This window comes from Pseudomonas sp. R25(2017) (assembly GCF_002112565.1).
Classification (GTDB): Bacteria; Pseudomonadota; Gammaproteobacteria; order Pseudomonadales; family Pseudomonadaceae; genus Aquipseudomonas; species Aquipseudomonas ekonensis.
The window spans coordinates 79484-97699 of sequence record NZ_NEHZ01000014.1 but is presented as its reverse complement, the minus strand read 5'-3'; the positions used below and the strand labels follow the sequence as shown (position 1 = coordinate 97699).

18 protein-coding genes and 2 pseudogenes are annotated in these 18216 nt (G+C 64.8%); 8 read left to right on the top strand and 12 right to left on the bottom strand.

Annotation, left to right across the window (positions count from 1 at the left end; genetic code table 11):
- Positions 1 to 115 precede the first annotated feature (115 nt).
- The 3 genes and pseudogenes from CAG31_RS18595 to CAG31_RS28725 all read right to left on the bottom strand — a co-directional run.
- A complete protein-coding gene (locus CAG31_RS18595) occupies positions 116 to 1147 on the bottom strand; it encodes an NAD(P)-dependent alcohol dehydrogenase (RefSeq protein ID WP_085583803.1) in 1032 nt (343 codons plus the stop codon).
- Between the two features lie 140 nt (positions 1148 to 1287).
- Positions 1288 to 1794: a GNAT family N-acetyltransferase gene (locus CAG31_RS28730; protein ID WP_256575582.1), complete on the bottom strand. Its 507-nt coding sequence runs from the start codon at positions 1792 to 1794 to the stop codon at positions 1288 to 1290.
- Positions 1795 to 1797: 3 nt separating this feature from the next.
- Positions 1798 to 2355, bottom strand: a pseudogene (locus CAG31_RS28725) (HD domain-containing protein); the annotation flags it as partial.
- A gap of 191 nt (positions 2356 to 2546) precedes the next feature.
- Between CAG31_RS28725 and CAG31_RS28240 the strand changes: the two are divergent.
- The 3 genes and pseudogenes from CAG31_RS28240 (at position 2547) to CAG31_RS18580 (ending at position 3398) form a co-directional block, all read left to right on the top strand.
- The gene (locus CAG31_RS28240) at positions 2547 to 2702 is read left to right on the top strand and encodes a hypothetical protein (RefSeq protein ID WP_256575579.1); all 156 of its coding nucleotides are present in this window, start codon (positions 2547 to 2549) and stop codon (positions 2700 to 2702) included.
- Positions 2660 to 2971 (top strand): annotated as a pseudogene (locus tag CAG31_RS18585) (LysR substrate-binding domain-containing protein); the annotation flags it as partial. The gene CAG31_RS28240 and the pseudogene CAG31_RS18585, both read left to right, overlap by 43 nt.
- Positions 2972 to 3053: 82 nt before the next feature.
- Positions 3054 to 3398: a cupin domain-containing protein gene (locus tag CAG31_RS18580; protein WP_085583982.1), complete on the top strand. Its 345-nt coding sequence runs from the start codon at positions 3054 to 3056 to the stop codon at positions 3396 to 3398.
- A 126-nt stretch (positions 3399 to 3524) separates the two neighbouring features.
- On the opposite strand, the gene CAG31_RS18575 is transcribed toward CAG31_RS18580, so the two are convergent.
- From CAG31_RS18575 to CAG31_RS18540, 7 genes are all read right to left on the bottom strand, one after another.
- Complete coding sequence (locus CAG31_RS18575) at positions 3525 to 4001, bottom strand: hypothetical protein (RefSeq protein ID WP_085583799.1); 477 nt, start codon at positions 3999 to 4001, stop codon at positions 3525 to 3527.
- Positions 4002 to 4276: 275 nt separating this feature from the next.
- Complete coding sequence (locus tag CAG31_RS18570) at positions 4277 to 4795, bottom strand: isochorismatase family protein (protein ID WP_085583797.1); 519 nt, start codon at positions 4793 to 4795, stop codon at positions 4277 to 4279.
- Between the two features lie 306 nt (positions 4796 to 5101).
- On the bottom strand, positions 5102 to 5503 hold the full coding sequence (locus tag CAG31_RS18565; protein WP_170930411.1) for a hypothetical protein: 402 nt from the start codon (positions 5501 to 5503) through the stop codon (positions 5102 to 5104).
- 209 nt (positions 5504 to 5712) lie between these two features.
- The gene (yghU, locus tag CAG31_RS18560; RefSeq protein ID WP_085583793.1) at positions 5713 to 6552 is read right to left on the bottom strand and encodes a glutathione-dependent disulfide-bond oxidoreductase; all 840 of its coding nucleotides are present in this window, start codon (positions 6550 to 6552) and stop codon (positions 5713 to 5715) included.
- Positions 6553 to 6691: 139 nt separating this feature from the next.
- Positions 6692 to 7606 carry a GNAT family N-acetyltransferase gene (locus CAG31_RS18555; RefSeq protein WP_176243870.1) on the bottom strand — a complete coding sequence of 305 codons (915 nt, stop codon included), beginning with the start codon at positions 7604 to 7606 and terminating at the stop codon, positions 6692 to 6694.
- Between the two features lie 109 nt (positions 7607 to 7715).
- Positions 7716 to 8387 carry a TetR/AcrR family transcriptional regulator gene (locus CAG31_RS18550; protein WP_085583791.1) on the bottom strand — a complete coding sequence of 224 codons (672 nt, stop codon included), beginning with the start codon at positions 8385 to 8387 and terminating at the stop codon, positions 7716 to 7718.
- Positions 8388 to 8826: 439 nt separating this feature from the next.
- The gene (locus CAG31_RS18540) at positions 8827 to 9444 is read right to left on the bottom strand and encodes a TetR/AcrR family transcriptional regulator (RefSeq protein ID WP_085583789.1); all 618 of its coding nucleotides are present in this window, start codon (positions 9442 to 9444) and stop codon (positions 8827 to 8829) included.
- A 134-nt stretch (positions 9445 to 9578) separates the two neighbouring features.
- Here CAG31_RS18540 and CAG31_RS18535 point away from each other — a divergent pair, with 134 nt between their 5' ends.
- Genes CAG31_RS18535 through CAG31_RS18525 form a run of 3 tightly spaced genes read left to right on the top strand, consistent with a single transcriptional unit; the run spans position 9579 to position 15335 of the window.
- Positions 9579 to 10742, top strand: a complete 1164-nt coding sequence (locus CAG31_RS18535) for a MexC family multidrug efflux RND transporter periplasmic adaptor subunit (RefSeq protein WP_085583787.1) — start codon at positions 9579 to 9581, stop codon at positions 10740 to 10742.
- 26 nt (positions 10743 to 10768) lie between these two features.
- The gene (locus CAG31_RS18530) at positions 10769 to 13918 is read left to right on the top strand and encodes an efflux RND transporter permease subunit (protein WP_085583785.1); all 3150 of its coding nucleotides are present in this window, start codon (positions 10769 to 10771) and stop codon (positions 13916 to 13918) included.
- Between the two features lie 4 nt (positions 13919 to 13922).
- On the top strand, positions 13923 to 15335 hold the full coding sequence (locus CAG31_RS18525) for an efflux transporter outer membrane subunit (RefSeq protein WP_085583783.1): 1413 nt from the start codon (positions 13923 to 13925) through the stop codon (positions 15333 to 15335).
- 100 nt (positions 15336 to 15435) lie between these two features.
- Here the strand turns inward: CAG31_RS18525 and CAG31_RS18520 are convergent, their stop codons facing one another.
- Entirely contained in the window at positions 15436 to 15996 is a 561-nt protein-coding gene (locus CAG31_RS18520) for a TetR/AcrR family transcriptional regulator (protein ID WP_085583781.1), read from the bottom strand.
- Positions 15997 to 16160: 164 nt separating this feature from the next.
- Entirely contained in the window at positions 16161 to 16589 is a 429-nt protein-coding gene (locus CAG31_RS18515) for an anti-virulence regulator CigR family protein (protein ID WP_085583779.1), read from the bottom strand.
- 154 nt (positions 16590 to 16743) lie between these two features.
- Between CAG31_RS18515 and CAG31_RS18510 the strand changes: the two genes are divergently transcribed.
- Positions 16744 to 17439, top strand: coding sequence for a tRNA (adenine(22)-N(1))-methyltransferase TrmK (locus tag CAG31_RS18510; RefSeq protein WP_256575584.1), 696 nt, complete (start codon positions 16744 to 16746; stop codon positions 17437 to 17439).
- 76 nt (positions 17440 to 17515) lie between these two features.
- Positions 17516 to 18196 carry a phytanoyl-CoA dioxygenase family protein gene (locus CAG31_RS18505; RefSeq protein ID WP_085583777.1) on the top strand — a complete coding sequence of 227 codons (681 nt, stop codon included), beginning with the start codon at positions 17516 to 17518 and terminating at the stop codon, positions 18194 to 18196.
- Positions 18197 to 18216: the final 20 nt, after the last annotated feature.

The window sequence follows — 18216 nt, the reverse complement described above, 5'->3', positions numbered from 1 at the left end:
GTTTCTCAAGCAGACACTTTACACTGCCAAGGTCTGCCCAGACTCAAGTAGAACTACGTTTGAGAATCGAAGATAAAGGCGGGCGCGCCGGTCACCTCCCGACACGCCCCTCGGTTCACCGGCTCGCATCCAGCACAATGCGATACCGCGCCTTGCCGCTGCGCAAATGGTCGACGGCCTCGTTGACTCGGCTCATGGGGAACTGCTCGACCTGCGGCACGATCTGGTGCCGGGCGCAGAACTCCAGCATGGTCGCGGTGGCGGCGGGGGAGCCGACCGGCGAGGCGGACAGGACCTTCTGCTGGGGAATCAGTTCGAACACGTGCACCGGAATGGCGCTCGGCACGATGCCGACAAAGTGCAGGCGGCCCCGGCTCCGCAATGTGGCGAGCATCGCCGACCAGTCGAGGTTGGCGTTGGCGGTGACCAGCAGGAAATCCAAGGTGCCGGCGATGGCCTTGAGCGCGGCGCTGTCGGTGGAGGCCACCACGTTGTGGGCGCCGAGGCGCTTGGCTTCGTCCTGCTTGCTCAAGGATGACGTGAACGCCGTGACTTCGCAGCCCCAGGCATTGAGGAAGCGTAACGCCAGGTGACCGAGCCCGCCGATCCCCACCACGCCCACGCGGTCGGTGGGTTTGACGCCGAATTCCACCAGCGGGTTGAACACCGTGGAGCCGGCGCAGAACAGCGGCCCGGCCAGCGCCGGGTCGAGCCCAGCGGGAATCTTCAGGGCCCAGGCCCAGTGGCTGCGCACGCGGTCGGCGAACCCGCCGTGGCTGCCGATGATGGTGGGCCTGGCGGTGCTGCACAGGTTATGCGAACCGCCCATGCAGGACGGGCAGTGCATGCAGCTGCCCTTGTACCAGCCGATGCCCACTCGCTGGCCGACCTCAAGACCCCGCACCTGGGAACCGGTGCGCACGATCTTGCCGACCACCTCATGGCCGGGAATGAACGGGTATTGGCTGATGCCCCAATCGTTGTCGATCAGCGACTGGTCGGAGTGGCAGACGCCGCAGTATTCCACGGCCACTTCGACGTCTTCGTCGCCCAACGGGCCGGGATCGTAGCTGTAGCGTTCAAGCGGCGCGCCGGCGGCGGTGGCGGCCCAGCCGGTGAAGGACGAGAGTTCGGTACTGTTGCTCATGGGACACCTCCGGTTGGCGAAACGGGGGGACGACGACCCGAACGGCGAGCGCTGCGGGGACAGTCAGGGGAGCACATCGGAACATCGCGCAAAGCGTCGAGAGTGTAGCAGCCCGGCGGAACCGGGCTGCCGGTGGGGCTTCATTCTTTGGCGTCGAAAGCCTCGTGGTAGCGCACCACGCCTGTCGGCACCGCGTCGCCCAGCGCCAGTGCCTGGAAGTACTCGGCCGGAACCCCCGGCAATTCCAGGCCCGGATGAGGCTTGAAACCGAAGCGGCCGTAGTAGTCAGGATCCCCCAGCAGCACGCAACCGGCGCCGCCCAGTTCCCGCAGTTCGCTCAGGGCCGCTTTCATCAGCGCCGCGCCGATGCCTTGGCCGTGACGCTCCGGCCACACGGAAATCGGCCCGAGGCCGTACCAACCCGTGGTGCCGTCCGACACCGTGACCGGCGACAGGGCCACATGGCCGACGATCACGCCGTTCTCTACCGCCACCAGCGACAGGCTCAACTGCCCGGCGCGCCGCAGGGCGTCGACGATGAAGTGCTCGGTGTGGCTGGAGTGCTCGGTGTCGCGGAACGCGGCTTCGGTGAGGCGGGCGATGGTTTCGGTGTCTTGTGGCCGTTCTTTGCGGATTGAGAGGTTCATGCCGATCCGTTCTTTGGTGTCCTGGTCGATCAGCGCGCGCAGGGTCTGAAACAGCGGCGTGGCGTCGGTGTAGCGCTTGCCGTAGGTCAGGTTGAACGCGTAGTTGAAATCGGGCGGGTTGGCGCCCTGGGTGTGCTGCAGGATCGTCTCCAGCTTGTCCAGTGCCTTCACCGCCTGGGCCTCGGCGGAGCGCCCGTGTTCGTAGTCGTCCCACAGCGCGAGGATGTCGTCCCGCAGGGGCGCGTCCAGCGCCTGGGTCAACAGCAGCAGGTCGTTCTTTTCCTGCTCGCTCTTGTCGGGGAACGACGCTTTGTTGACGGCAGGAATGTCGCCGCTGATGGCTTCGCCCAGGTCATGGATGACGCACAGCTTGAGGATTCTGGAGAGGTCCAGACCGGTCAGTTCGTCTTCGAAGGCAATGGCCATCAGGCACAGGCGCCAACTGTGTTCGGCGGTGCTTTCCGGGCGTCCGGCGGCGGTATGGGCGCTGCGCAGCACGCTTTTGAGCTTCTCCGCTTCACGCAGGAAGGCCAATCGTCCTTTGATCTTTTCGAGGTTCATGCCCGTTTCTTTCATTCAGAGGTTCGCGGCGAATGTTCGATGCTTGGCCGGTTGAGGTCAATGTCCGGTTTGTTGGATTGCTGTAAAGGGTGCAGCAATGATCTGCACGAGGCCTCATTGTTGGCGCAGTAGCGAATTCCCATACTCGGCCCACCCTTTGATGACCGCTTCTGACAGCAAGGAAAACCCCCATGGTTTCAGCGATCCGTTTTGCCCAGGCCGGCGCGCCTGACGTGTTGACCCTGGACACCCTCGAAGAGTTGTCGCCCGGCCCTGGCGAGGTCTGGCTCCGCCAGGAAGCCATCGGCGTTGGCGCCTGCACCGGGGCGACGAAATCCAGACCGTGACGCCCCAAGGCAACCTGACCGCCAACGACAGCGAATCCCTGCAGGCGGCAGCCTGCGCCGACGAGGGCATCCTCGGCGCAGGCGACTGGCTGATGAGCCGCGACATCGCCGCCGGAAGGCTGCGCCAGGTGCTCGCCGACTGGCAGCTCGATACGCCGGGCGGCGTTTACCTGGTCAGGCCTTCGGCACGGTTTCCCAGTGCGACGGTGGTCGCGTTCAAGCAGTGGATCGAGTCGAAGTTCGACCCTGCGGCGCCGTGGGCCGTCTGACCGGTTGTCGCTTATCGCCCGCTGAAGGCCTTCAAGGTGTCTACTGCTGATGAAGCCCTGTCTTTTTGCGGAGGACACCGAAATGAGCGGCGAACGCACGGCCCCGGAAACCCAAGGCGTCACCGTGGAGTTACTGGCAACCCTGGACCTGGGCCCGGAGATCGAAGGCATGGCAGGGCGCCAACTGCGCATGCGCCTGGTGACCATCGACCCCGGCGGCGTGTTCGGCCCGATCCACAGCCACAAGGACAGGCCCGGCATGGTGTTCATTCTGCAAGGCACGATCACCGATCACCGCAACGGCATCGCCACGGACTATGGCCCCGGCGCCGGCTGGCCGGAGGATAGGAACACCACGCACTGGCTGGAGAACCGGGGGACGGAGGTGGCTCGGGAGGTTTCGGTGGATGTTGTTAGGTTGGGGTGAGGTGGGGGCGTCGAGCTACTGGCGTTCGGTGTTGTATGAAATCCTTCGATTACGGAGGAGCGCTATCGGCCAGAAGCAGTCGTGAATTCGACCGGTGTTCAAGAAAACTGGGAAGCGATCCAGTGCTCATAGACGAGATGCAAATTCCTGGAGTCGGTCGAACAGCCTGAACCCGACATAGTCATGTCTGTGCGGATACAGCCGCCGGTAGTAGCAATCCCAGTAGCTGATCATTCGGTCTCGCGTGGTCTGGAAATACTTCGGGTTGTCATTGATGAAGGAGCCGTAAAGCACAGGGTCAAGTAGAGATAAATGGGCTTCACATGTGTCGAGGAGCTCAATCACATACTCGCCAGTGAGCTGAACAACGAATGGAACGACCCAGTGCTCGGAGATCGGGAGGATGTTTTCGAGTTGACGCTGGCGTATGTAGCCATCGTGGTGTCTGGTCAAAAGGCACGAGTACATCGTGCTCTGAGTCCGGCTCAGTGACTCACCATCCTGCTCGCTGCCCTTGTGGTAGATTCGGTATGGAATCACCACATGACTTTTGCCTGCTGTGACTTCTATGCCTTGGTGATCAGCAAATTTGGGATCGCCCATGACCAGGCTCAGACCCTCTGCATCTAGTTTCAGGCCGGGCGGAAAGGCGTTAGCGATAGAGTTCAGTGTGGCTGAGTCTGTGGCGTGACATCGCTTTCCATTGCGTATCCCTTTCTAGTCATTCAGTTTTTGCGACACATCTGTCATAGAAAAAAGGGGAAAAAAGGGGACGAATTTATTATCCGAAAATAAATCCGTCCCTTATTTTCGTGCGAACACAAGCCACCCAAAACGGACAGATCGACCCAAAACTTGAGCCGATCTATCAATGCCGGTCAGAAACGCCAGTCCGCAGCGTGAACGACACGACAGAATGGGCCCGCCAGGGTTGCATTGTGATGAGCGACGATACTTTCAGCCTTCAAAGCGGGAGTATCGGTGCAGGTATGACCATCGGCGATCAGCACTGCATCGAATCCTAGATCTCGTGCGGCGCGGCAGGTGCTATCGACGCAATACTGGGTCTTCATTCCGGCAATAACCACGCCTTGAGCACCACAAGCCTTTAGTCGATCGGCCAGGTCTGTCATGGCGAAAGCGTTAGGCCGGCTTTTTGTGAAAATCACTTCGTCGCCCCTCAGCAGCAGTTCCTCCACCAATTGCGTCAACGGGCTTTCTGGTTCGATAGGTGAGCCGGGCGGCCCCACATGGCGAGCAAGAAAAATGGGCGCGCCGGCCCTGCGGGCTTCATTCAACAGGCTATTCAACGTGTTTAGCAGCGCCTCACCAGCCCATGGTTTTTCTGGACCATGAAACAATCCAACCTGCATATCGAGAATCAACAGTGCATGCATAGTGCTTTTCCTTGCGTTTGGGCCAGCGACACAAGGGCAAAAGAAAAGGCCCTATCCATCACTGGCGGGCCTTTGAAGATCGTGCATTATTGACTCACGACACCTCTCACGACCCGCCTCGGGCGGTCGTGGTAGTGGTGGTCGAGGCAATACGAAGCTGATTCATAGGTGGACAGTATCTGCACGGTGCCCCGGTTGGCAAGGGGCAAGATCCAGGTGATGGCTGCTTCTCGTATTGCTAGTTGGGGACCGCTTTTGGCCGATTGCTGCCTATTGCAATTTCCGCTTCCGACCCATCGCGAACGCTTAATTCAGATTTTCAGATGCTACTGATGCCACTGCCAGGATTGCGCCATATGCACCTTCCTCAGGGACATAGGAAACAAATCTTTCACTGTCAGCTTTTTGCACCCAAAGGCGTCCACAGTTTTGACACTCGTAGGCAGTCGACATTCGGCGAATGTAGAGGCTGGAAATTCGGTCTTGCAGCTCGTCAGCAGCGCTGAACCCGGGTGAAAACTCGCCAAATGCATCGGCGATCGCAGCCTTGTCTCCGGACTCCGCCGCCTCTACCAGAGGTTTGAGTTCACGGTGCACCTCATTCCAAAATTCATTTTCCACCTCGTCGCGAAGCAGGCTCGCCTTATAGGGCAAGCCGTCGGTCTGATCGGTAATCACATGGCCACACATGCAACCCAATTTACTCATTTTCGGGTCATCAACCTGATGTTCGATCACTCATTAAATGGCGGACAACTCTTTGTTACAACTCCTGATTGACCGTCCGCTTCTGGCCGATAGCTGCCCCTTTACGAATGTAGGCGCAGCCCCACAAAGAATCGCCAATGCGCTAAAGCAAAAAACGGCCGGTCAAGCCAATGCTTGACCAGCCGTTCCATCAGTAAAGCCCCACGCCCTTACCCCAAATCCTCAGCCCGATGCCGCTCCGGCACCTGGCTCGCCTCGTCGCCCCACGTGCGGTTAACGCGCATCCCGCGCTGCACCGCGGGCCGCTTGGCGATCTCTTCTGCCCAGCGCAGCACGTGGGTGTATTGCTGGGCGTTGAGGAACTCGGCGGCGGCGTAGACGTTGTTGCGCACCAGTTGTCCGTACCACGGCCAGACGGCGATGTCGGCGATGGTGTAGGTGTCGCCGACCAGATAGGCGCTTTCGCCGAGGCGGCGGTCGAGCACGTCCAGTTGGCGCTTGGCTTCCATGGTGAAGCGGTTGATCGGGTACTCGAACTTCTCCGGCGCATAGGCGTAGAAGTGGCCGAAGCCGCCGCCCAGGTACGGGGCCGAGCCCATTTGCCAGAACAGCCAGTTCAGGGTTTCGGTGCGGCCGGCCGGGTCGGAGGGGAGCAGGGCGCCGAACTTCTCCGCCAGGTACAGCAGGATCGAGCCGGACTCGAACACGCGGATGGCCGGTTCCACGCTGCGGTCCAGCAGCGCCGGGATCTTCGAGTTCGGGTTGACCTCGACGAAGCCGCTGGAGAACTGATCGCCCTCGCCGATGCGGATCAGCCAGGCGTCGTACTCGGCGCCGGAGTGCCCCAGGGCCAGCAGTTCTTCGAGCAGGATCGTAACCTTCACGCCGTTGGGCGTGGCCAGGGAATACAGCTGCAGCGGATGCTTGCCCACCGGCAGGGCCTTGTCGTGGGTCGGCCCGGCCACCGGGCGGTTGATGTTGGCGAACTGGCCGCCGGACGGAGCCTCGTGTTTCCAGACCTTGGGCGGGACGTAGGGCGCTTTGCTCATGAATCGAACCTCATCGTGAAGTAGCCGAATGACGTGAGCCCCGCCGGCAACGGCGGGCCTTTGCCGACAGGACACCACAGAACCGCCCCTGAACTCCACCTCGCTGATGGTCGAATCCTTTGTTCAGGGCAGGTAGGCGTCACAGGTCCACCGCCCAGGTCTGGCTGACGAGCTCCTTGCCGAAGCTGTGCATCGGTTCCTCCTCGACCAGCCGGAAACCGGCCTTCTGGTACAGCCGGCGGGCGTCGGTGAGGATGTCGACCGTCCACAGCATCATCGTCTTGTAGCCGGCCTGGCGGGCGAAGCGCAGGGTCTCTTCGACCAGGCGCTGGCCGATCCCCAGGCCCCGGGCGCCGGCATCGACGTAGAGCATCCGCAGCTTGGCCGTGGTGGCGTCATGGCGCACGACAAAGACCGAACCGACCACCCGGCCGTCCTTTTCCGCTATCCAGCAGCGCTCGCCGCTGGGGTCGAATTCGCGCAGGTACTTGGCGACGATCTCGGCCACCAACGCCTCGAACTCGCTGTTCCAGCCGTATTCGCGGGTGTAGAGCTCGGCCTGCTGCTGGACGACGGCGCCCATGTCGCCGGCCTTGGGGTCGCGCAAGAGGTAGGAGGGGTCGCTGTCGCCCAGCAGGTTTTGTACCCGCTTCATGGCCTGGATCAGTTGCTCCTGCTGGGGTTCAGGCAGGCGCTGCAGGAGGGCGATGACTTCTTCGCGGGAGGCGTGCTCCAGGGTGGCCAGCACCTGCCGGCCCTGATCGGTGAGCCCGAGGCACGAGGCCCGGGCGTCGGTGGCGGAGCGGGTCTTGTCGATCAGGCCCTTTTTCTCGAAGCCGCCGATGACCCGGCTCAGGTAGCCCGCGTTCAGCCCCAGCATCTGGCAGAGGTCGGCGCCGGTGAGGTCGGCCCGTGCGCCCAGTTCGTAGAGGATGCGGCTTTCGGTCAGCGAGAACTCGCTGCGCAGCAGGTGTTCCTGCAGCACGCCGATCTGATGGGTGTAAAAGCGGTTGAAGCGGCGGACGGTTTCGGCGCGTTCGATGATCGGGGACATGATGTAAGACCCTATGGTTGCCTTGAGCAACTATATAGTTGCCCAAGGCAACCATGTCAATTCAATTGCGCGCCTTCGCCCAAGGGCGCCGGCACAGCCCGCCGTCGGTTCAGCGTGCGGGCGGTGGCGCGATCAGGGTCAGCACCGCCGCAAGCAAGGCTTCCTTGCGGGCGTCGGTGAACCGTTCGGGCTCGATGGGCTTGGCCATCATCCAGCCGTCGCCCATGGCGCAGATGAGGTCGGCGAGCACGGTGGCCTCCACGTCCTCGCGGATCGTGCCGTCACGCTGCCCCCTGGTCAGGACCGAACTGAACGCTTCGCGAAAGCGCGCATAGCGCTCCTCGAAGACTTTGACGAAGGCCGGCTCGTGCCGGGCGTGGGCCATCAGTTGGAACAGGGCCAGCCAGGCGTCCGCCTCCTCGGTCTTGGCCAGGTTCAGCCATTCCTTGATCAAAGCGCCGATGTCCAGGTCGCTGCCGCCGCGGAGCAGGATGTCGAATTCGTCGAACAGGTGGCGGGCGGCGGCGGTGACCATTTCCTCTTTGTTGGCGAAGTAGTAGGTGACCGCGCCGGTGGTGCAGCCGGCCTGCTGCGCGACCTTACGCATCGACGTGTCGGCATAGCCTTCGCGGGCGATCACCGACATCACCGCTTTGAGTAGCCCGGTGCGTTTTTCCTCATGGTTGCCCACCGGGCGGCCACGGCGGGCGCGCGGTTCGGGTTGGCCGTCGAGGAGCGGGCCGGGCGTGTCGGCAGGGGCGGGGCGAGGGGCGTTGGGCATGGGAATGGCTGAGCTCCGGGCGCAGTCGTTGCGCAAGTGATCCAGTCCCGCACTATAGGAAAATTATCGGGGGAAAGCACCCGGCCCGGCCGCTGCCGACCACGGCCACGGCGCGGATCTCCACCCGCAACTGCGGCAACGACAGCTGCGAGATGCCCAGGGCGCTCCACGCCGGGTAGCGGTCGGGGAAATACTCGTCCTGGACCTTGGCGAACGCCTAGATGTCGGCTTGCAGGTCGGTGTGGAAGGTCATCAGTTCCACTTGACCCACACACAGCCGGCGGAGCCGGCGCCCACGATGATGTAGTCGAATTCCATTGGTGCAGGTCTCGAATGATTGCGAAGAGAGCACCTGGATTCTTGGCCAGTCCTGCGCCGATTGATTGGCTTTGCATGACTGGTTTTTGACTTTGCGCGACTGCCTGTCCGGCCGCCGCGGTCAATGGGCCGCCGCGGTCTGTTCGCGGCCCACGGCGCCGTGCAGGAACATCTGCTCCACCGCTCGGGCCGAGTCGGCCGGCGCCGCACGCCCGCGCTGTTCGGCGTCGACGATGCCGTACATCAGCGAGATGAACAGTTCGGTGAGCACGGCCGCCGTGATGTCGATCCGGATGACGCCCAGTTGCTGGCCGCCGAGAAAGAACCGGTCCAGCGCATCGAAATAGAGTTTCCAGCGTGCGTCCGGCTGGTCGAAGTCCAGCGAGTCGGGCCGGTACTGGACCATCAGGAACGCCATCAGCTCGCGGTGGGTCAGGTGCTCCCGGATCAGGCGACGCAGGGCTTCCTGGGCATCGGCCGGGTCGAGCCGGGCATTGGCGATGATCATCCTGAGCATGTTCTCGGCATGCAGCTCCAGCCGGTTCAACAGGTTGTCCCGCGTCCCGCAGAAACGGTGCAGGGTGGCCTTGCTCAGGCCGGCCATCTGCGCCAGTTCCTTCATGGTTGCCCGGGGCCGGCTGACGAACGCCGCCGTCAGGCGCTTGAACAGATGCTCGTCGTGGGGCGTCGGCGGATGCGTCCAGTCCGGGGCAGGTGGAGCGGTGGCGGAAGCAGGCATTTCTGTTGGGGGCATGGCGCAGACCAGGGTCGGGTTCAAGGGAATGACAAAAAACATTCATATGAGACACATTTGACTCATAACGAATCTGAAAGTAGCATTCGCGCCATTCTTGATCAAGCCTTGGGTGTCTCATGGGTAATTTGCGTGCAATAGGGATGGCGAGTTCATTGGCGATGGCCATTGCGCTGGCCGGGTGCGGGGCGGCGGACGATCAGCAGAACGTGGCTGAGGTTCCGCGGCCGGTCGAGGTGGTGCCGGTGGTCACCGAACCGTTGGCGTTGAGCTCGGAGCTGCCGGGCCGGGTCGAGCCGATGCGCGTGGCGGAAGTGCGCGCACGGGTGTCGGGCATCGTCCTGCACAAGCGGTTTGAGGAAGGCGCGGACGTGAAGGCCGGCGACCTGCTGTTCCAGATCGACCCGGCACCGCTCAAGGCCGCGCTGTCCCGTGCCGAAGGCGAACTGGCCCGGGCCCGCTCGGCGCAGCAGGAGGCGCAGGCGCGGCTCAAGCGCTACGAGCCGCTGGTGAAGATCGAAGCGGTCAGCCAGCAGGACTTCGACAGCGCCACCGCCCAACTGCGCGGCGCCGAAGCGGCTGCACGCACGGCCCAGGCCGATGTGGAAACCGCCCGTCTCAACCTCGGTTATGCCTCGGTCACCGCACCGATTTCCGGCCGGGTCGGCCGCGCGCTCGTGACCGAAGGCGCGCTGGTCGGGCAGGGCGACGCCACGCTGATGGCGCGGATCCAGCAGCTGGATCCGGTGTATGTCGACTTCACCCAACCGGCGGCCGACGCGCTGCGCCTGCGTGAGTCGCTCAAGGACGGCAAGCTCTCGGCCAACGGCAACAGCGCCTTGTCGATCCGGGTCGAAGGCACGGCTTACGAGCGCCAGGGTGCCCTGATGTTCACCGACGTGGCGGTGGACCGCGGCACCGGTCAGGTGTCGCTGCGCGGCAAGTTCGCCAACACCGACGGCGTGCTGCTGCCGGGCATGTACGTGCGGGTGCGCACGCCTCAAGGCACCGACGGCCAAGCCATTCTGGTGCCGCAACGCGCGGTGCAGCGCGGCAGCGACGGCGGCGCGACGGTGCTGGTGGTCGGCGCGGACGAGCGGGTCGAGGCCCGCAGCGTGCAGACCGGCGCGATGCAAGGTTCGCGCTGGCAAATCAGCGAAGGCCTGAAGGCCGGTGACCAGGTGATCGTCGGCGGCATGGCCGGCCTGCAGCCGGGCGCCAAGGTCACGGCCAGCCAGGCTCAAGCACAAGCTCAAGCACAGTTGTCCGGCGCCCATCAGTAAGGCCCGGTGGCCGCGAGGATTTTCCGATGTCCCGATTTTTCATCAAACGCCCGAACTTCGCCTGGGTGGTGGCGTTGTTCATCTCCCTGGCCGGGTTGCTGGTCATCCCGATGCTGCCGGTGGCGCAGTACCCCAACGTCGCGCCGCCGCAGATCAAGGTGACGGCGACCTATCCCGGCGCCTCCGCCAAAGTGCTGGTGGACTCGGTCACCAGCGTGATCGAGGAGTCGCTCAACGGCGCCCGCAACCTGCTGTACTTCGAGTCCACCAACAACTCCAACGGTATCGCCGAGATCGTGGTGACGTTCCAGCCGGGTACCGACCCGCAGCTGGCCCAGGTGGACGTGCAGAACCGCCTGAAGAAGGCCGAGGCGCGCATGCCGCCGGCCGTGCTGACCCAGGGCCTTGAGGTGGAGCAGACCAGCGCCGGTTTCCTGCTGATCTACGCGCTCTACTACAAAGAAGGCGCGCAGCACGCCGACGCGACCGCGCTGGGCGACTTCGCCGCGCGCAACATCAACAACGAACTGCGCCGTGTGCCGGGTGTCGGCAAGCTGCAGTTCTTCTCCTCCGAAGCGGCCATGCGGGTCTGGATCGACCCACAGAAACTGGTGGGCTACGGTCTGTCCATCGACGACGTGAGCGCCGCCATCAGCGGGCAGAACGTGCAGGTGCCGGCGGGCAGTTTCGGCAGCGTGCCGGGCAGCAGCCAGCAGGAGCTGACCGCCACCCTGGCGGTGAAAGGCACGCTGGACAACCCGCAGGAGTTCGGCCAGATCGTCCTGCGCGCCAACGAAGACGGCTCGACCGTCAAGCTCGCGGATGTCGCGCGGGTGGAAATCGGCCAGGAAAGCTACAACTTCTCCTCGCGCCTCAACGGCCGGCCGGCGGTGGCGGCGGCGATCCAGCTGTCGCCGGGCGCCAACGCGCTGCAGACCGCCGCGTCGGTGAAGGAGCGTCTGGCCGAGCTGTCGCAGTACTTCCCGGCTGACGTGGAATACTCCGTCCCTTACGACACCTCGCGGTTCGTCGACGTCGCCATCGAGAAGGTGATCCACACCCTGATCGAAGCGATGGTGCTGGTGTTCCTGGTGATGTACCTGTTCCTGCAGAACGTGCGCTACACCCTGATCCCGTCGATCGTGGTGCCGGTGTGCCTGGCCGGTACGCTGCTGATGATGTACCTGCTCGGCTTCTCGGTGAACATGATGACCATGTTCGGCATGGTGCTGGCCATCGGCATCCTGGTGGACGACGCCATCGTGGTGGTGGAGAACGTCGAACGGCTCATGGCCGAGGAAGGGCTGTCGCCGGTGGACGCCACGATCAAGGCGATGGGGCAGGTGTCGGGCGCCATCGTCGGCATCACCCTGGTGCTGTCGGCGGTGTTCATGCCGCTGGCGTTCATGTCCGGCTCGGTCGGCGTGATCTACCAGCAGTTCTCGGTGTCGCTGGCGGTGTCGATCCTGTTCTCGGGCTTCCTGGCGCTGACCTTCACCCCGGCGCTGTGCGCCACGCTGCTCAAGCCGATCCCCCATGGGCACCATGAGAAGCGCGGTTTCTTCGGCGCGTTCAACCGTGGCTTCGCCCGGCTCACCGAGCGCTATTCGCTGCTCAACAACGCTCTGGTGATGCGTGCCGGCCGCATGATGCTGGTGTACGTCGGCATCATCGCCATGCTCGGCTACTTCTATGTGCGCCTGCCGGAGTCCTTCGTGCCGGTGGAAGACCAGGGCTACATGATCGTCGACATCCAACTGCCGCCGGGCGCCACCCGCACCCGTACCGACGCGGCTGGTGCGGAGCTTGAGCGCTACCTCGCCACCCGCGAGGCCGTGGCTTCGACGTTCCTGGTGTCGGGCTTCAGCTTCTCCGGCATGGGCGACAACGCGGCGCTGGTGTTCCCGACCTTCAAGGACTGGTCGCTGCGCAACGAAGAGCAATCGGCCCTGGCGGAAATCAACGCCTTGAACGGGCAGTTCGCCGTGCCCCGCGACGGCGCAGTGATGGCGGTGCCGCCGCCACCGATTGACGGTCTGGGCAACTCCGGCGGTTTCGCCTTGCGTCTGCAGGACCGCGCCGGCCTCGGCCGTGAGGCCCTGATCGCCGCCCGTGACCAATTGCTGGGCCAGGCCAACGGCAACCCGAAAATCCTCTACGCGATGATGGAAGGCCTGGCCGAGTCGCCGCAGCTGCGCGTGGTGATCGACCGCGACAAGGCGCGCACCCTGGGCGTGAGCTTCGAATCGGTCAGCGGCGCCTTGTCGGCGGCGTTCGGTTCCGAGGTGATCAACGACTTCACCAACGCCGGCCGTCAGCAGCGGGTGGTGGTGCAGGCCGAGCAGGGCGACCGGATGACCCCGGAAAGCGTGCTCAAGCTGTACGTGCACAACAGCGCGGGCAATCTGGTGCCGCTCAGCGCGTTCGTCACCACTCACTGGGAAGAAGGCCCGGTGCAACTGGTGCGCTACAACGGTTATCCATCGATCCGCATCGTCGGCGACGCCGCGCCGGGTTCCAGCACCGGCGAGGCCATGGCCGAGATGGAACGCCTGGCTGCGCAGTTGCCGGCGGGCTTCAGCTACGAGTGGACCGGCCTGTCGTACCAGGAGAAGGTGTCCAGCGGCCAGGCGACGCAACTGTTCGCCCTGGCGATCCTGGTGGTGTTCCTGCTGCTGGTGGCGCTGTACGAAAGCTGGGCGATCCCGTTGACGGTGATGCTGATCGTGCCCATCGGCGCCATCGGTGCGGTGCTGGCGGTGATGGTCACCGGCATGCCCAACGACGTGTACTTCAAGGTGGGCCTGATCACCATCATCGGCCTGGCGGCGAAGAACGCGATCCTGATCGTCGAGTTCGCCAAGGAACTGTGGGAGAAGGGCTACAGCCTGCGCGACGCCGCGCTGGAAGCCGCGCGCCTGCGCTTCCGCCCGATCGTGATGACCTCGATGGCGTTCATCCTCGGCGTGGTGCCGCTGGCCCTGGCCACCGGCGCAGGCGCCATGAGCCAGCGCGCCATCGGCACTGGCGTCATTGGCGGGATGCTCAGCGCCACGCTGCTGGGCGTGCTGTTCGTGCCGATCTGCTTTGTCTGGGTGCTGACAGTGCTGCGCCGCAAACCGGCTCCGATCGAACCGTCCGAGCCTTCCGAAAAACCGGCCTTGGCCCAGGAGTGATCCCATGCGTCTTTCAGCCATTTCCTCGCTGTTGATCGCCCTGGCCCTGGGCGGCTGCTCCATGGCGCCGACCTACGAGCGGCCCGACGCGCCGGTGGCCGACCACTGGCGCGGCCAGTCGGCCCAGGCCGGCACGGCCATCAATGAACTGTCCTGGCAGACGTTCATCGTCGACCCGCAGCTGCGGGGCCTGATCACCACGGCCCTGGACAACAACCGCTCGCTGCGCCAGACCCTGCTGGACATCGAACAGGCCCGCGCGCAGTACCGCATCCAGCGCGCCGACCGGGTGCCGGGCCTCAACGCCGGCGCCTCGGGCAACCGCCAGCGGCAGCCGGCGGACCTGTCCAACAGCGGCCGCTCCGAAGTCGCCAGCCAGTATCAGGTCGGCCTGGCGCTGCCCGAGTACGAGCTGGACCTGTTTGGCCGGGTGAAGAGCCTCAGCGACTCTGCGCTCCAGGAATTCCTGGCCACGGAGGAGGCGGCCCGCGCCGCGCGGATCGCCCTGATCGCCGAGGTCAGCCAGGCGTACCTGGTGCACGACGGCGCCCAACGCCGTCTGACGTTGACCCAGCAGACCCTGATCAGCCGCGAATACTCCTTCGCCCTGATCAGCCAACGCCGTTCGGTCGGCACCGCCAGCGCCCTGGACTACCAGGAAGCGCTGGGGCTGGTGGAGCAGTCCCGCGCCGAACAGGAACGCAACCTGCGCCAGAAGCAGCAGGCGTTCAACGCCCTGGTGCTGCTGCTCGGCACGCCGGATGCGGCGAAGTCGATCCCGAAGACCGCGCAGGACTCACCGATGCTGGTGCAGGACATCGCGCCGGGCACGCCGTCGTCGCTGATCGAGCGCCGTCCGGACATCCTGGCCGCCGAGCACCGCTTGCAGGCACGCAACGCCGATATCGGCGCGGCGCGGGCGGCGTTCTTCCCGCGCATCACCCTGACCGGCAGCTTCGGCACGTCGAGCGCGCAGATGTCCGGCCTGTTCGACGGCGGGTCGCGCAGTTGGAGCTTCGTGCCGACCCTGTCGCTGCCGCTGTTCGACGGCGGCCGCAACCGCGCCGGGCTGAGCCTGGCGGAGGCGCGCAAGGATTCGGCGGTGGCCGCGTACGAAGGCACGATCCAGACGGCGTTCCGTGAGGTGGCGGACGCCTTGTCGGCCACCGACACCCTGCGCCGCGAGGAACAGGCCCAACGTGCGCTGGCCGACACCAGCCGCGAGACCCTCACCCTGGCCAAGGCCCGCTACGAAGGCGGGATCGACAGTCATTTACGCTACCTCGATGCCCAGCGCAGCAGTTTCGTCGATGAATCGGCGCTGATCGAAGTCGGCACCCAGCGCCAGATCGCGCTGGTGGACCTGTTCCGCTCGTTGGGCGGCGGCTGGCCGGGCGAGAAGCTCGCCAACCGGTAAACGCACGTTGCGTGCTCCTTGGGTTGGAAGCTTCGACCCGCTCGCCCCGCGCCCTTTGGGCCGCGGGGCTTTTTTATGCGCGGCGTCGGCGGCGGGCGGGTTATTCCGGGCGGGGGGTGGCGGCGGCGCCTTGCAGGAACATCAGTTCCATCACATGGGCCGAGTTGGCGCTGGCGGCGCGCCCGCGTCGTTCGGCGTCGACCATGCCGAAGATCATGGTCAGGAACAGTTCGGTGAACACCGCCGCCGTGACGTCGATGCGGAACGCGCCCAGTTGCTGGCCGCGCAGGAAAAACGCATCCAGCGCGTCAGCGTAGGGCTGCCAGCGCTCGTCGCCGCCGTTGAGGGTATCGGGGCGGTACTGGAACAGCAGGAACGCCAGCATCTCGCGATGGGCCAGGTGTTCGTTGATCAGGCTGCGCAGCGCCGCCAGGGGCTCGCCGTGCACCAGGTCCGTGGTGCCGACGATCTGGTTGAGCACTGTCTCGCCGTGGTTTTCCATGATCAGCACCAGGTTGTCGCGGGTGCCGCAGAAGCGGTGCAGGGTGGCCTTGCTGACGCCAGCGGCCTCGGCCAGCTCCTTGAGCGTCGCCCGCGGGCGATCGACGATGGCCAGTGCCAGCGCCTTGATGAGTCGTTCGTCGTGAGGAGTCAGGGACATCAGGAGTCTCGGTGGTGTTTCGAATGCCTGCCATTGTGCAGAAAAAGCGCGGGGGTTCAATGAAAAGGGCCATCGCGAATGCGTTGTCATGTGCGCGAAGGGGAGCACAGGCATTGCAAATGCGATGGCCGATCCGCAGCCATAAGCCTTTTTGTGGCCGACGCTCAGTCCAGCACGTCGTGCAGCACCTCGTAGATCAGCCCCGTGGCAATCGTCACCAGCAGCAGGTCGGTGCCTGCCTGTTGCCATTCATAGCCTTCGTAGTGGGGCAGGCGGCCGCTTAAGCGGCTGTCGAGTTTCTTGGCGATGCCCGGCGGCAGCGGCTTGCCCCGGGCCAGGTTTTTCTGGATGCCCGGCGGCAGCGACGGGCCGGGGCTCCAGTAGCCGCGGTTGTCGTTGAGAATCACCCGCACGCCGCCGATGTCGACACTGGGCTGGCCGTACCCGCCGTGGGCCTGGTTGCCGTGCTGGGCGCCCTTGTCGTGGCCCTTGCCATTGCCCTTGCCGTTGCCCGGATCGGCCAACAGGGCCGGGGCGGTGGCCGCGAAGGTGAGGCCGGCGACGATGGCCAGCAGGGTCTTGTTGATCGACATCGGGCACGCTCCTTGGAAAAGTCCTGACGTTGGCGAGTGTAGCCCAGCCGGGGCACGGTTCCGTCGCCGGGATTTGAAATGTGCGACGCAGCCCGACACAATCGCGTCCCGATCCGGCCGCCGGGCCGATTCCGCTGGTGAACAGGAACCGCCGTTGAACGAACAGACATTGTCCATGCGCCTTGAGCGCGTCGCCGCCCAAGTGCCGCAAGGCGCACGCTTGGCTGACATCGGCTCGGACCACGGCTACCTGCCGGTGGCGCTGATGCGCCGTGGCGCGATTGCGGCGGCGGTGGCCGGCGAAGTGGCGCGCACGCCGTTCCATGCCGCCGAGCGCACGGTGCGCGACAACGGCCTGGACGAATCCATCACCGTGCGCCTGGCCAACGGCCTGGAGGCCATCGAGCCGGACGACGGCATCACCGCAGTCAGCCTGTGCGGCATGGGCGGGGAGACGATCCGCGACATCCTCGACAGCGGCAAGGCGCGCCTGAACGGCCGGGAGCGCCTGATCCTGCAGCCCAACGGCGGCGAAGAGCCGTTGCGCCTGTGGCTGATGGAAAACGGCTACCGGATCCTTCACGAAGAAGTGCTGCGGGAAAACCGCTTCGACTACGAGATCATCGTCGCCGAACGCGGCGAGGCGCCGGTCTACAGCGACCGGGAACTGTACTTCGGCCCGTTGCAGATGCAGGCCCGCAGCCCGGCCTTCCTCGACAAATGGCAGCGCACGCTGCGCCGCCGTCAGCAGACCCTGAGCCACTTCGCCCGGGCCCGCCAGTCGGTGCCCGAAGAGAAGACCGGGGAAATCGAGCGGCAGGCGCGCTGGATTACCGAACTGCTGGCATAGGCTGGCGCTCGACGTGAGGGATGGCACAGCTACTCTGGTTCATTGAACCCATTGAGCGAAAGGATTCGAGCACGCCATGACCGACCGCGAGCAACTCCACCAAAATGGTTTTGTGCTGCTCCGTCGGGCGATCCCCGCCCAATGGCTGGATGGACTGCGCGCGACCTTCGACGCTCAGGTGAAACCCTCGGACCAATGGCCCGTGCCCCGAGGCTGGGACTGGCGGCATTCGCTGCTCGATAACGATCCGACGGTTCTGGCCGTGTGCCGCTTGCCGTCGGTGCTGGCGGCGGCGGGGGCGTTGATCGCCGAGCGGTTCTTCATTTCGCAGGTGGAGGGGCGCGAGCCGCTGGCCGGCGGCGGCCACCAAGTGCTGCACCGCGACCTGTCGGCGCAGAGGCCGGGGGATCGGGTGAACGCGCTGGCCTTCCTGGATGACTACGGGCAGGAGAACGGTGCGACCCGGATCGTCCCCGGCAGCCACCGGCCCTCGCCGGGCGAGGCGCCGTTCGACTTCAGCGACGAGTCGCGATCCGTGCAGCTGTGCGGCAGCGCCGGCGACATTCTGCTGTTCGATGCCGATTTGGTGCACGCCGGCAGCCTGAACGTTGTCGGCGGACGTCGCCGCACGCTGTTGATCGGCTATTGCGCCGAAGGCCTCTACGCGTCAGACCTCGCCACGGCGCCCTTGCGCAATGTCCGCATGGACACCTCGGAGCGCTTCGAGCCCGCGGGTTGTGCGGCGGCGAGCCGCTAGCCCTAGGCATTGCGGGGCCC

Excerpts from the sequence above, each read along its gene's own strand:
- CAG31_RS18595 (WP_085583803.1), bottom strand. The coding sequence starts at position 1,147 with ATGAGCAACAGTACCGAACTCTCGTCCTTCACCGGCTGGGCCGCCACC.
- CAG31_RS28730 (WP_256575582.1), bottom strand. The coding sequence starts at position 1,794 with ATGAACCTCTCAATCCGCAAAGAACGGCCACAAGACACCGAAACCATC.
- CAG31_RS28240 (WP_256575579.1), top strand. The coding sequence starts at position 2,547 with ATGGTTTCAGCGATCCGTTTTGCCCAGGCCGGCGCGCCTGACGTGTTG.
- CAG31_RS18580 (WP_085583982.1), top strand. The coding sequence starts at position 3,054 with ATGAGCGGCGAACGCACGGCCCCGGAAACCCAAGGCGTCACCGTGGAG.
- CAG31_RS18575 (WP_085583799.1), bottom strand. The coding sequence starts at position 4,001 with ATGGGCGATCCCAAATTTGCTGATCACCAAGGCATAGAAGTCACAGCA.
- CAG31_RS18570 (WP_085583797.1), bottom strand. The coding sequence starts at position 4,795 with ATGCATGCACTGTTGATTCTCGATATGCAGGTTGGATTGTTTCATGGT.
- CAG31_RS18565 (WP_170930411.1), bottom strand. The coding sequence starts at position 5,503 with ATGAGTAAATTGGGTTGCATGTGTGGCCATGTGATTACCGATCAGACC.
- yghU (WP_085583793.1), bottom strand. The coding sequence starts at position 6,552 with ATGAGCAAAGCGCCCTACGTCCCGCCCAAGGTCTGGAAACACGAGGCT.
- CAG31_RS18555 (WP_176243870.1), bottom strand. The coding sequence starts at position 7,606 with ATGTCCCCGATCATCGAACGCGCCGAAACCGTCCGCCGCTTCAACCGC.
- CAG31_RS18550 (WP_085583791.1), bottom strand. The coding sequence starts at position 8,387 with ATGCCCAACGCCCCTCGCCCCGCCCCTGCCGACACGCCCGGCCCGCTC.
- CAG31_RS18540 (WP_085583789.1), bottom strand. The coding sequence starts at position 9,444 with ATGCCTGCTTCCGCCACCGCTCCACCTGCCCCGGACTGGACGCATCCG.
- CAG31_RS18535 (WP_085583787.1), top strand. The coding sequence starts at position 9,579 with ATGGGTAATTTGCGTGCAATAGGGATGGCGAGTTCATTGGCGATGGCC.
- CAG31_RS18530 (WP_085583785.1), top strand. The coding sequence starts at position 10,769 with ATGTCCCGATTTTTCATCAAACGCCCGAACTTCGCCTGGGTGGTGGCG.
- CAG31_RS18525 (WP_085583783.1), top strand. The coding sequence starts at position 13,923 with ATGCGTCTTTCAGCCATTTCCTCGCTGTTGATCGCCCTGGCCCTGGGC.
- CAG31_RS18520 (WP_085583781.1), bottom strand. The coding sequence starts at position 15,996 with ATGTCCCTGACTCCTCACGACGAACGACTCATCAAGGCGCTGGCACTG.
- CAG31_RS18515 (WP_085583779.1), bottom strand. The coding sequence starts at position 16,589 with ATGTCGATCAACAAGACCCTGCTGGCCATCGTCGCCGGCCTCACCTTC.
- CAG31_RS18505 (WP_085583777.1), top strand. The coding sequence starts at position 17,516 with ATGACCGACCGCGAGCAACTCCACCAAAATGGTTTTGTGCTGCTCCGT.